Here is a 12,873-nt window from a genome sequence, read left to right as displayed (position 1 = left end):
CCGCTACTTCTGACTCCCAATGCATGCGCGAGGTGTAACGAGCCGGTCGTTAAGCGCAGACGAAAGCACTGCGACAAATGCATTCCCGGCGTGCGAGCCGATCATGCTCGTAAGATCGTCGTCGTGGCCCGTGCTACTCTCGCCGTGCAGACAGCCGCAGGTGAAGATCCACGCAAAGACCCTGAGGTGAACCGGCGTCGCGGACGAGCCATTGCACAAGGCCACCGCCGCAACCGCGAGAGGAGCAGCGATTATGCGAACGACGGACGTGACGAGAAGTGGTTTCACTTCCACATCCTGCGCAAGTTAGACGAGGTACCGCTGAGTCAAATCGCGGCGGTAACGGGGCTCTCTTTAGCCGCATGCTCGCGATTCCGCGCTGGCAAACGGGTACCGCACAAACGGCATTGGACCGCTCTGGAGGCAATGCTAAAAGACCTTATGGGATAGGTCTTTCGTACCAATTATTGCCGGTCGCGGCATATATGGGGGGGTCTTTACATGAAGACCACAAGGGGTGACGCTTAGTCTGTGTAAGTCAGCAAAAAATTTTGGCGGCTCCATTATGAGAAGACATCGTGGGCAGCGTGCGCCAGATCAGGCGTGGGGAGATGTATAAAGTGCCGACGTTACCATTAACAGGCCTCGTGGATATTGTGCTTAAGTCGGGCACGCCTAAAGCCACCGCCGCCAAAGTTGTCAAGGAGCAGGTTACGACTCCGTATGATCCCGCCACGGATTTTTACAAAGGCATTCGTGAAGCGATCATCGAGGCGCACCAGCTAGGACTGGGAAAGAGGCATATCACGAACACTGCTGCGTCGGCGCACGCAAACCGGATTTCATCCTATACCGCCTTGGCGACGAACTACAACGGCTGGTGGGGCCGCAAGACTTTAACCTGGGCGACTCCGCCGCGTGGCACGTGGTCACCACCCGCTAGCGTTTTCGAGGTCGCGGTTAACCCCGAATTGGGGCTAGACATCAACGGGGATAAACACGCGATCAAGCTCTATTTTAAGGCGGAATCACTTTCGAAGAATCGGATCGATATCATAACCCATCTAATGCATGCTGCTCTAAGTCCCATCAGCGCGATCTCGAAGTGCACAGGATTGGCGCTGCTTGAGCTGCGGCGCAGCCTGGGACTTTGACACGTTTCCCCGCTTGCGTACCTACGGGGAACTCGTGCAACGTACGCTGCAAACGGTCGACCGTAAGCCGCTCAATGCCGACGGCAGCGAGGCAACAATGGTGATGCACGGCGTGACGATTCCGCGGCCGGTCCACGTGAAGTTGAGAACCCGAATCGGCAAGGAGTTGACCGCAGATCCTACCGATGCAAATGAAGACTAGACTGCGGAGATGCTCAGCGCGACCGACGTTCTAGAATATCGCAACCCCGAGAGAAGCTCGAAGCCTTACGCGTGGCGGTCGGGGCGGCGGATATTAAGCGAATCGTCCGCATAAGCGGCGCACTCGTTCACAGCTTCAAGGGTTTGTTGGCCGGAAGACCACGCCTAACACCGCGACGATCTCGAAGATCGCGGCAGCCCTTATGCTGCTTGGCGGTGGGGAACACCCCAAACACGAAAGGCGAACCCATGGCGACCCAGCTCGATTCGGGCCCGCCGGGTTCGGCGCGTCCGACAGGCACGGTTACCTTTCTGTTTTCGGATATCGAAGGCAGCACCGTGCGCTGGGAGCGCGACCGCGAAGCGATGGCCACGGCGCTTTCGCGCCACGATGCGCTGGTGCGCGCGGCGCTGGAAGCGCGCGGCGCGTACGTCTTTAAAACGATGGGCGACGCGTTTTGCTCGGCCTTCGCAACGCCGCTCGATGCCCTCGCCGCGGCACTCGACGCTCAGCGTGCGCTGGCCAACGAAGATTTCTCCGCAGTCGAGGGATTGCGTGCGCGCATGGCGCTGCACGCGGGCATTGCCGACGAACGCGACGGCGACTACTTCGGCCCGACGGTCAATCGCGTCGCGCGGTTACTCACCGTCGGTCACGGCGGTCAGGTGTTGCTCTCGGGCGCCTGCACCGAACTGCTCGCCAATACGCTGCCGCCGAAGTGCAGTCTGCGCGATCTGGGCGAGCACCGGCTCAAAGACCTCGCGCAGCCCGAACGCATCTACCAGCTGCTCGCACCCGAGCTGATCAGCGACTTCCCACCGCTGCGTTCGCTCGAACATCTTTCCAACAACCTGCCGGCGCAGGTTTCGTCCTTCATCGGCCGCGAGGCGGAGATCATCGAGGTCTCCGCGCTTATCGAACGGCATCGGTTTGTCACTCTCGTCGGCTCGGGCGGTGTCGGCAAGACGCGGCTCTCCTTACACGTTGCAGCCGATCGCATTGACGAGTTCCACGATGGAGTGTGGTTTGTCGAACTCGCACCGCTCAGCCAAGGCGAATACATCCCCACCACCGTCGCGTCTGCGCTGAGCATCACGCTCCCATCTCAAGGTGATCTCGTCGAGCATCTCGCGCGTGCGCTCAAGGGCAAAGAGCTGCTGCTGATCTTCGACAACTGCGAGCATCTCGTCGAGCCCGCCGCGCACGTCATCTCCACGATCTTGCGCGCTGCGCCGAAGGTTAAAGTGCTGGCATCGAGCCGCCAAGCGGTTGGAGTCGCCGGAGAGGCGACGTATCACGTGCCCTCGCTCGATCTTCCGACCGGCGTTGCGCTCTTCGTCGAACGCGCGCGAGCCGCCAGCGCTACGTTTGCACTCACCGATGACACTGCGCCGATTATTGCCGAAATCTGCCGTCGCCTGGACGGCATTCCGCTCGCGATTGAACTCGCCGCGGCGCGGGTGAAGGTCTTGAGCATTCCCAACCTGGCTCAACGGCTCAACGAACGCTTGCGGATTCTCACCGGCGGCGGCCGCGACGTGCTCCCGCGCCAGCAGACGCTGCGCGCACTCATCGACTGGAGCTACGATCTGCTCACTGCCCAGGAGCAGATGCTGTTCGATCGCATCGGCATCTTCGCCGGCGGGTTCAGCCTGGATGCGGCTGCCGCGGTGTGCAGTGGCGAGGACCTCGATGAGATTGACATTTTAGACCTGGTCTCATCGCTGACCGACAAGTCGTTGGTCGTGGCCGATACCGCCGGCCAGCAAGAACGCTACTCGTTGCTGGAAAGCACGCGTGCCTATGCGCTGGAGAAGCTCACCGCAGCCGGCGAACACGAACGGCTGGCTCGCCGTCACGCAGAGTATTTTCGTGACCCGGCGCAAGAAGCCGGCGAACGTTGGGGCACCGGCTCGACGGCGGCGTGGCTGGTGAGCGTGGAACTGGAACTGGACAACTACCGCGCCGTGTTGGAGTGGGCGCTGAAAGACGGGCACGACCTGACGCTGGGTGGTGCCGTGGCCGGAACGCTGTACCCGCTTTGGTTTGCTGGTGGACTCACGGTGGAGGGGCGCTATTGGATTGGCCTTGCGCAAGCGGGCCTTGACGAATCGATGCACCCACAGGTGGCGGCCCGGCTGTGGCTTGCGCTCGGTAATATTTCATACGGCGAGCGCGCACACGACTGTGCGCAACGCGCCGTCGCGCTGTACCAGTCAGTGGGCGACGAGAAGGGGCAGGCTCGGGCGCTCAATAGTCTTGCGCACAGTCTCTATCAAATGGGTCAACTTGAAGAGGCGAGTGACGTGAACGCACGCGCGCTTGCGGCGATGCACTCGTTAGGACATAAATCGGGAATAGCTCATTGCCTGAACATCCAAGCGGGAATCCAGGAGGCTCGCGGTGATGTCGCGGCGCGTGAGTCGTTCGCGCAGGCGCTGGCGGCATACAAGGCCTACGGAGACGAGGCCGGGGCAGCTGTGGTGCTGGGAAATCTCGCGGAGCTGGAGTTTTCACGCGGTCGAGTCGAGGAGGCGCTGCAGCTGGCAGGCGAGGCCCTTGAGATCGACTCGCGTGGAAAGCACGCGCTGACCTTAGCGGTTGACCATAGCAACGTCGCTGCCTATAGCATTGCGCTGGGAGACGTGGATAGAGCGCGCGAGAGTGCTCGCGAGGGGCTGCGCTGGGCGCGACAAGCACAGAATACGTTCTACATCGCGATCGCGCTGCAGCATATCGGGCTGCTCTTGGCGCTGCGTGGAGAAGTGAACGATGCAGCGCGGCTCATCGGCTACGTCAACGTGCAGTTCAACGAGCTGCGGTACGAACGCGAGGCCACGGAGACGTGGGGCTACGAGAAGCTCATGGCCGCATTGCACGAGCAGCTGAGCGAAGCCGAGATAGGAAAGCTCGCGGCCGAAGGTGCAGCGTGGTCGGAAGATCAAGCGGCCGAAGAAGCGCTCAAGGTCTGACCACAAGCACAGTAATGGCCGAAACAATGGCCGCGGCACTTACACCGCAGCTGGATTCGCATTGCGCTTGAGGATGGTAGCGGGGCAAGTCGCAGCGCCCGATGCATCGCACATGGAGCATGCATGTCCGGACTGTGCGAAAAGCGTTATCTTATATAGCGTTTTCGACGCATCCCGACTTTTGCAAACGCGATTGCAAAGTTTGCACGCGCCGCGCGCGAGGTTGGCCGATGGCGCGATATGTAGAAACACCTTATTTTACGGGCTTTTTCGACGATCGCCGACGCGGACGAGCGCCGGAGAGGGGCCCGGTTTTAGGTCCGTTCCCCTATGCCCGTTACGCTGCGGCCCCGTGGCACTTCTTGAATTTTTTACCGCTGCCGCACGGGCACATTTCATTGCGGCCGACTTTGGGCGCCTCGCGTTGTTGCGGTTTCGCAGGCGACTCGTCGTCTTTATTCGTGTGCAGTTGTTGCACCGGACGATCCGAGCCGGGCATCGGTCCGAGTAGCTGTTCTGCCTCTTGTCGCGACAGACGACTTTGCGGCTCGTGCGGCTCCGCAGACGGCTGAGGAATCATCTCTCCGGTCGGAATCGCTTCGTACTGCGGAACTTGCTGTTGCGGAGCCGGACCGTGCTCGATCACTACGCGGAACACGCCTTTGACTGCCTCATCGGCGATATTGTTCTTCAGCGATTCGAAAACTTCGAAGGCTTCTTTTTCGTACTCCACGCGCGGATCTTTTTGACCGTATCCACGCAGCCCGATGCCCGTCTTTAGGTGATCCATCACATATAAGTGGTCGACCCACTGGCGGTCGATGATCGGCAGCAGCAAATAACGCTGCTCGACCACGCGTAAGATTTCCGGCGTTACCTCGGTCTCTTTAGCCTCGTACGCCTCCTGCGCTTTTTCGTGCAGCATACGACGCACTTCTTCACGGTCTTTACTCTCAAGGTCCGCGACGGACAGCGACTGCTTGATCGGGAAGATGAGTTCCAACTGCTCGAGCATCTCGGCGAAATCCCATTCGCTCGGATGCACGTTCTCCGGTGCGTTTTGTTCGAGCGCTTCGTCGACCTTAGCCGACACCGTCTGCGTCATGAACGAGCGCGAATCGAATTTACCCTCGAGAATATCGCGGCGATCGCGATAGATAATCGCGCGCTGCTTGTTCATCACGTCGTCGTACTCGAGGACGTGCTTACGAATCTCGTAGTTGTGGTTCTCGACCTTCTTCTGCGCACGCTCGATCGACTTGCTAACCAGACCCGACTCGATCGGCTGCTCGTCGGTGAAGCCGACGCGATCCATGATCGACGTCATGCGCTCGCCTCCGAACAGGCGCATCACTTCGTCTTCCAGCGAAATGTAGAAACGGGTCGAGCCGGGATCGCCTTGCCGGCCGGAGCGTCCGCGCAACTGATTGTCGATGCGCCGGGATTCGTGCCGCTCGGTGCCGATGATGTGCAAGCCGCCGGCGCTCGGTACGCCGTCACCTAACTTGATGTCGGTACCGCGACCGGCCATGTTGGTCGCGATCGTGACTTGCGAACCTTGCCCGGCATCCTTGATAATATCGGCTTCTTGCTCGTGATACTTTGCGTTCAGGACGTTGCACTCGACGCCGCGCCGGCGCAGCATTGCAGCCAGAAGCTCGCTCTTTTCGATCGAGCGCGTACCTACCAGAATCGGCCGTCCCTTTTGATGCTCCGCGATAATCTCGTCGACGACGGCTTCGAACTTCGCCTTTTCGGACTTGAACACGATGTCCGAGCTATCTTTGCGCACCATCGGACGGTTGGTCGGAACGACGACGACGTCGAGACCGTAAATGTCGCGGAACTCGCGTTCTTCGGTTTTAGCCGTACCCGTCATGCCCGCCAAATGCTTGTACAACCGGAACAGGTTCTGGAACGTGATGGTCGCCAGCGTCTGATCTTCGCCCCGGACTTTGATGCCTTCTTTGGCTTCGATCGCTTGGTGGATACCGTCGGAATAGCGGCGGCCATGCATCAACCGGCCGGTGAACTCGTCGACGATGATCACTTCGCCGTCTTTAACGATGTATTGCTGGTCGCGATGGAACAGATTCCACGCCTTGAGCGCGGCGTTCAACTGATGCGTCAGCTCGATATTCCGCTGGTCGTACAGATTGCCGACACCCAATATTTTTTCGATCTTTGCTACGCCGGCTTCCATGATCGGGGCGGCGTGCGCTTTCTCGTCGACCGTGAAATCTTCGCCTTTTTTCAAGCGCGGAATGATTTGCGCGAACTTTTCGTACAGCTCGCCCGACTCTTGCGACGGCCCGCTGATGATCAGTGGCGTACGCGCTTCATCGACCAGAATCGAATCGACTTCGTCGACCAGTGCGAAGTACAGCTCGCGCTGCACCAAATCTTCGACCTGCCACGCCATGTTGTCGCGCAGATAGTCGAAGCCGACTTCGTTGTTGGTGATGTAGGTGACGTCGCAGTTGTAGGCAGCTCGGCGCTGCACCGGATCGAGATCGTGCTGGATGATACCGACGGTCAGACCGAGCGCTTCGTAAATCGGCGACATCCACTCGGCGTCGCGTCGCGCCAAGTAATCGTTAACCGTGACGACGGTTACGCCGCGCCCTTCGAGCGCTCGCGCGTAGACCGGCAAGGTCGCCACCAACGTTTTGCCTTCGCCGGTTTTCATTTCGGCGATACGGCCTTCGAACAAGACTTGGCCACCCATGATCTGCACATCGAAGTGGCGCATGCCAAGCGTGCGTTTACCGGCCTCACGAACCACCGCGAACGTTTCGGGCAGCATCGCATCGAGCGATTCGCCCGCCGCTAACCGCTCGCGAAACTCGACCGTTTTATTGCGTAACTCATCGTCGGAAAGCGCAGCGATGCGGCCCTCGAACGCGTTAACCGCGTTCGAGGTGCGGCGAAGCCGGGAGACTTCGCGTTCGTTACCGTCGACCAGCGCCTTTAGGAATGCCATGGGGTTATGGGTGTTTCTCCGTGGTGGATTTCGGCCCTAGCCTGCGCGCTGCAGGCGTAGCCGTGGCGGTCGGTTGCGGGCCTGGCACCAAGCCGATGCCCGTAACCGCGCCGGGGGAATTATAGAAGGACATCGGTGCCGGAGAGCCGTTGGCGGTGAGCGGGAAGACCAGAATCTTCTGCGAGTCGGCGACGTAGATCAACGACTTCTTAATGTTAATTTTGATGTCGGTCGGCGTCGTTAGCTCGGTAGCGCAGCCTCGTACCGTGCGAATCGGCTTAACGTTCAGCGTCCCTTTCGAGGACGGCTTGCGGAAGACCAAGATCGCCGCGGCGTTGGACGCCGAGCACTGCGCGCCGAGGGCACCCTGATCGACGACGTAGATGTTCAAACTACTATCGATCGCGACGCTGATCGGCGTGATGATTCCGGTGTTGGAACCCGAGAGTTGAAAATGCGGATTGATGTTGATCGGCGTCGGGGTCGGCGACGGCGTTGGCGACGAACTCGGCGATCCGGACGGCGTCGGACTGGGCGACGGCGTCGGACTCGGCGACCCGCTCGGGGTCGGAGTCGGCGACGGCACGATGAACTGCTGTACCGAGCGGCCCTGAATATTGGCGACGTAGATCTTGTTATTTCCGTCGAGCGCCACGCCGCCCGGAACGTGCAGTGAGGGCTTTGGCCCGGCGATCTGCGCGTACGTAGATGTGGAACCCGGGGCGAACAACAAGAGCTGGCTCGGATACTTGTTGGTAGGGATGACGTCGGAGATCACCATCAACCCAGCTTCGGTCTTCGTGCTGGGCGTGATCGCGATGCCGCGCAGGTGACCGTTCAACGCGACTGCCTGCAACGGAACTACGTCACCGGTCGCAAGCGCTTCGATCTCGATCAGCGCCGCCGCATTCGTCGACGGGTTGTAGTTGGTCACCCACAGATTTTGCCCCGCGTCGAAGGCCAGGTATTGTGGCCCGTTAAAATCGGTTGTCGCGCCGCCGATTTGATAGGTCGGCCCCGTGCCGCCCTTTTGCGCGGACGTGTAGATCCCAACCGCGTTTTGGTTGCTGTTGCTGGCGTACAGCGTCATCGACGGAAAATCCGGCCCGACGTTGACGGTATTGTTGACGCCATACGAACTGCAGGCCGCGACCGCAATCGCCATCCCCAGTGCGATGAACCCTATGCTGAGCTTGGAACGCATGCTTTCTCCTCGAAAGTAACCCCCGGAACCGGTCCCAGGTTCCCGCGGGCCGCCAAGTTTCCTTGACGCTTACTCGATTCTAATGGGTTACGTGTGCTGTTGAGTGGAGCCAGAATGCCCAAACCGCAACGGCGAGGATCGCCCCACCGACGACATAAGCCACAGCCGTGAAGACCCGCCGCCTCACGTAAGCGGGCCGGCTCGACTCGGTATCGATAATTTGACGAGGCATCCTTCAGACCGGGCGCCTGAGCGGATGGTTGAGCTCGGTGGGCGTCACCTGCCGAAGCAGCTGTCCGACGGTCAAGAACGTATAGCCGGCTTGTTCGAAGCGAGCGACCACTTCGGGCAGCGCCTCGATCGTGGCGAGTTTTCCACTATGTAGCAAAACGATCTCCGGGGCAGTGGCGTGGGCTAAGAGGTGCCGCTGGATTTGGGCTGAGGTCAGCGTTCGCCAGTCGCCGCTATCGTCGGTCCACAGAACAACCGAATAACCCAGCGACTGAGCCACCTTCAGCGTCCGCTCCGTGTACCGGCCATGCGGCGGCCGCATCAGCGTGCGCACCGAGGGGTCGTGGGTGAATTGCCACAACACATCGCGGCCCCGGAGAATCTCCGATCGCACGGTCGCATCCGATTCGCGATCGAGATCCGGGTGTGTGTACGTATGATCCGCGACCTCGTCGCCGTTGGCCTCGATGCGTCGGGTAATCTCCGGCCACTGCACGGCGTCGTGACCGATCAGAAAAAATGTCGCCGGCACGTGCAAGTCGCGCAGCGTGTCGAGTAGCAGCGGCGTAAAGATCGGATAGGGGCCGTCATCGAATGTGAGCGCGATCAGGCGGGGACGGCTGTCGCGGTTTCGCAACGGCAAATCTTCTGCGATCCGGTGCAACCGCGACGGAACGTCTTCGGAGATTTCGCTATGTACGTTGGTCTTGGGCGTCACCAATGCGGGCGGAGTGTTACTGCCGTGCACGAGCAATCGCCACCCGCCGTAGGCAATGGCCACGACGAGCAGCAGCGCGATCGCCGCGCGAATAGACGGAGACTTCGGGAGCATCACAAATTCGGGAGGCTAGGAGGCGATTTGGCCTGCAACGGCTCTTTCGCAAGATCTTCGCCGACGATTACGGTTACGTCGGTCGTCGTCGCGGTCGCTTGTGCGTCGGGAGAACCGGAGGGCGAGGGATCCGGAACGACGGTCGCCTTGGAGAACGCGGCGGGCAAGGCGGCACGCACGCGCGCGCCCGCAAACGATACGGTCGAGTGCTCGTGGATCTCGCTCGCGGTATAATCCGAACGTTCTGCGTTTCCAACCGTCGAAACGACGAAGCCGGCCTTCGCTAAAGCGCCCGCGACACGCTTACCCGCGCCCGCCACGCCGCTGCCGTTTTCGACGTCTACCCGTAGCGTCGCGGGAGGGATCGCGGCCAAAGCCATCGCGTCGGGCGACGGTTCGGGTGCCGGCGGAGCCAACAACATGCTCGCGACCAGTTGTTGTTTTGCCGCGTCGTCGGGCACGAGCGTGTCGCCGTAGTTCGGCAACTCGACCGTGTCGGTGTACGGCACTTGCTTGTTGATGATCGAGGCGTCGGGAACCCCTTGGTAATGCGAAGCGATCGCCAATAGTTCCGAATTCGAGAAATCCGTCTGCACGTACTTGTGGAAAATATTCATCAAGTCGCCCACGTGCATGATCAGATTCAGACGGTCGCCACGCATTCGCGAGGCCATGGCGTGCATCACTTGCTGTTGGCGCATGATGCGGCACGGATCGCTGCACCAATCGTGCCGGAAGCGCATGTACGCGACGGCCTGATCGCCGTTGAGGTGCTGCATGCCCTCTTTGAGATGAATGTGCAGGTGGCCCCAATTATCGTCGTAGTCGATCGTCTGGCCGGTGCAATCGGTTTTGTATCGCAGGCAGTTTGAGTTTTTGACGACGACATCCACGCCGCCGACGGCGTTGACGAATTCGCGAGTCGCGTCGATACGCAGGATCACGTACCGGTCGAAGCCCGGAATGCCTAAAAACTGCGAGATGACGTTGCGGGCTTCTTTGATGCCCCCGTCCGATTGCGCCTCGTTAATTTTGGCGTGCGCACCGTTGGGTAGCGTCGCCTCCATGTCGCGCGGAATCGATAATTGGTAAATTCGCTTGGTGCGAAAGTCGAGATTGACGGCCCAGATAGCGTCGCTGCGCGAGTTGGTCGAGAATTCTTCGTCCTTCGCCGTGTAGTCGTAATCCAAGCCTTCGACCAGCACTAAGATGTTTTGTTTGCCGAACACTTGCTCCGGTGACGGCACGAACATCTGCGTGATCGCCACGACCGGATTTTTGTGCTCGAAGAATGCGTATGCGGCCAGCGCCGATCCGCCGGCAATAACCAGCAATCCGACGACCATCAATACGCGGCGCCAGATACCCGTACGGCGGTGCGTATCCGGATCGAGCGGAGCCAAATGCTTACCCAACGAGCGCCTCCGAGGCCGAACCGCAAAAGTCGAACGCACCGTGTCCGGTTAAGCGGACCGGAACGAAATCGCCGGCCGTCACGCCACCGCCCGTATCGTCGAAGTACACGCCGCCATCGACACCCGGTGCCTCACCTTCCGACCGTCCGAACCACGTGACGCCGCCCGCCAAATGCGCGCGCATCGGATCCGAACGACGCAACTCGCGGCGCTCTTCGGCGAGAACGCGCACCTCACGTCCGATTCGCTTGGAACGTGCGCGCTCGGATGCGGCCCGCTGTGCTTCGCGCAATAGAATCAATCGCCGGCGCCGTTCGCGCGAACCGATGCGACCGTCCAAGGTCGCGGCCGGCGTATCTTCTTCCGCGCTATATTCAAAGAAGCCGACGCGATCGAGCTCTGCCCGTGCGATCCAGCGTTCGAGGTACTCGACGTGTTCGGGTGTTTCGCCCGGAAAGCCCACGATAAAGGTGGAGCGCAAGGTAATGCCGGGCACGCGATTGCGAAACGTATCGAGAATCTCGAGATAGCGCTCGCCGTTGCTCGGGCGACGCATCGCACGCAACACCTCGGGATGCGCGTGCTGCAACGGCATATCCATGTACTTGCAGACTTTGGGGAGATCGGCGATAGCATCGATTAATTCCGAATCGACCGTCGCAGGATAGAGATACAGAAGCCGGATCCACTCGAGGCCGTCGACTTCGTGCAACCGCTCGAGCAGCGTGGCTAGACCGCCTCGACGGATCCCGCGATCGCGGCCCCACATCGACGTGTCTTGCGCGATCAAGATCAACTCTTTGGTGCCCGCAGCGGCCAACGCGCGCGCTTCGGCGAGGATCGATTCCTCGCTGCGGCTGCGGAACTTTCCACGTAGCGCCGGGATGATGCAGAACGTACACGGATGGTCGCAGCCTTCCGCGATCTTTAGATATGCTGTAGCACGAGGCGTCGTAACGAGACGCGGAAGAAAATCGTGTTCGGGCTCCGGTTCGAACTCCAGACGCAACGGACGCTGTCCGCCGAACGCGTCTTCGATGAGCTCGACGATACCGGCGTACGATCCCGTCCCGACGACGGCGTCAATTTCGGGAACGAGTGCTTGCAGTTGCGCACCGTAGCGTTGCGCCAAACATCCGGCCACGACCAATTGCTGGCCGTCGCGCTTGGCGGCGGCGTGTTCCATGATCGTCTCGGTCGACTCGGCCTTCGCGGGATCGATGAAGGCGCAGGTGTTGATGACCACCGCATCGGCGTCTTTTGCCTCGCTCTCGAGACGCCAGCCGGCCGCACCGAGTTTTGCCATCATGACTTCGGTGTCGACCAGATTTTTGGCGCAGCCCAAACTCACGAACGCTACCGAACGCACTAAACGATTCTCCTGGGTTACCGGTAGTTGACGAACTGCAACGGGAGTTCGTAGTCGAGCTCTTTCATCGCCGCAATCACCGTTTGCAAATCGTCGCGGTTTTTGCCGGTCACGCGGATCTGCTCGTCTTGATACTGTGCGGAGACCTTGAGTTTGAGCGCTTTGATCTTCTCCATCAGCGGTTTGCTCTTGTCTTTCGGTATTCCGGAGCGCAGCGTCAGCACTTGACGCACCGTGCCGCCGGCGGCCGGCTCGACCGTACCGAAATCGAATGCCTTGATATCGAGGCCGCGCTTGATGGCTTTGCCCTGAAGGATATCGACCACGTTGCGCATCTTCAGCTCGTCATCGCTAATGATCGTGATCGCCTTTTCGTTCGCTTCGATGCTCGTCTTGCTGTGCTTGAAATCAAAACGGTTCTCGATCTCCTTGCGCGACTGATTGAGCGCGTTATCCAGTTCTTGTTGGTCGATTCGAGAAACGATGTCGAACGACGGGTCTGTAGGCAACT

General features: G+C 60.2%; 9 protein-coding genes. 3 read left to right on the top strand and 6 right to left on the bottom strand.

The genetic code is table 11. The features are described 5' to 3' along the window. The first annotated feature begins 578 nt into the window (after window positions 1-578). The 3 genes from VGF98_15765 (at window position 579) to VGF98_15755 (ending at window position 4,328) form a co-directional block, all read left to right on the top strand. A complete protein-coding gene (locus tag VGF98_15765; protein HEY1683105.1) occupies window positions 579-1,154 on the top strand; it encodes a hypothetical protein in 576 nt (191 codons plus the stop codon). 34 nt (window positions 1,155-1,188) lie between these two features. Further along, window positions 1,189-1,356: a hypothetical protein gene (locus VGF98_15760; protein ID HEY1683104.1), complete on the top strand. Its 168-nt coding sequence runs from the start codon at window positions 1,189-1,191 to the stop codon at window positions 1,354-1,356. Window positions 1,357-1,604: 248 nt separating this feature from the next. Then, complete coding sequence (locus VGF98_15755) at window positions 1,605-4,328, top strand: adenylate/guanylate cyclase domain-containing protein (GenBank protein ID HEY1683103.1); 2,724 nt, start codon at window positions 1,605-1,607, stop codon at window positions 4,326-4,328. Between the two features lie 337 nt (window positions 4,329-4,665). Here VGF98_15755 and secA read toward each other — a convergent pair whose 3' ends face one another. The 6 genes from secA to VGF98_15725 all read right to left on the bottom strand — a co-directional run bounded on the left by secA (window position 4,666) and on the right by VGF98_15725 (window position 12,871). Beyond that, window positions 4,666-7,311: a preprotein translocase subunit SecA gene (secA, locus tag VGF98_15750; protein HEY1683102.1), complete on the bottom strand. Its 2,646-nt coding sequence runs from the start codon at window positions 7,309-7,311 to the stop codon at window positions 4,666-4,668. 4 nt (window positions 7,312-7,315) lie between these two features. Continuing rightward, on the bottom strand, window positions 7,316-8,515 hold the full coding sequence (locus VGF98_15745; protein HEY1683101.1) for a hypothetical protein: 1,200 nt from the start codon (window positions 8,513-8,515) through the stop codon (window positions 7,316-7,318). A gap of 235 nt (window positions 8,516-8,750) precedes the next feature. After that, window positions 8,751-9,578 (bottom strand): polysaccharide deacetylase family protein, encoded by an 828-nt coding sequence (locus VGF98_15740; protein ID HEY1683100.1) that lies wholly within the window; start codon window positions 9,576-9,578, stop codon window positions 8,751-8,753. Further along, window positions 9,578-10,993, bottom strand: coding sequence for an LCP family protein (locus VGF98_15735; GenBank protein HEY1683099.1), 1,416 nt, complete (start codon window positions 10,991-10,993; stop codon window positions 9,578-9,580). The genes VGF98_15740 and VGF98_15735 overlap by 1 nt, the downstream gene beginning before the upstream one ends. Then, complete coding sequence (rimO, locus tag VGF98_15730) at window positions 10,986-12,362, bottom strand: 30S ribosomal protein S12 methylthiotransferase RimO (protein ID HEY1683098.1); 1,377 nt, start codon at window positions 12,360-12,362, stop codon at window positions 10,986-10,988. Before rimO ends, VGF98_15735 begins: the two co-directional genes overlap by 8 nt. Window positions 12,363-12,379: 17 nt before the next feature. Beyond that, window positions 12,380-12,871: a YajQ family cyclic di-GMP-binding protein gene (locus tag VGF98_15725; protein HEY1683097.1), complete on the bottom strand. Its 492-nt coding sequence runs from the start codon at window positions 12,869-12,871 to the stop codon at window positions 12,380-12,382. Between the last annotated feature and the right edge of the window lie 2 nt (window positions 12,872-12,873).

The sequence above is a fragment of the Candidatus Tumulicola sp. genome (assembly GCA_036490475.1).
In the GTDB taxonomy this organism is placed as follows: Bacteria; Vulcanimicrobiota; Vulcanimicrobiia; order Vulcanimicrobiales; family Vulcanimicrobiaceae; genus Tumulicola.
The sequence above is the reverse complement of the archived record's forward strand: the minus strand, read 5'-3'. Positions and strand labels throughout refer to the sequence as shown.

Coding starts and splice junctions, on each gene's coding strand:
- VGF98_15755 (HEY1683103.1), top strand. CDS start 1,605: ATGGCGACCCAGCTCGATTCGGGCCCGCCGGGTTCGGCGCGTCCGACA.
- secA (HEY1683102.1), bottom strand. CDS start 7,311: ATGGCATTCCTAAAGGCGCTGGTCGACGGTAACGAACGCGAAGTCTCC.
- VGF98_15745 (HEY1683101.1), bottom strand. CDS start 8,515: ATGCGTTCCAAGCTCAGCATAGGGTTCATCGCACTGGGGATGGCGATT.
- VGF98_15740 (HEY1683100.1), bottom strand. CDS start 9,578: ATGCTCCCGAAGTCTCCGTCTATTCGCGCGGCGATCGCGCTGCTGCTC.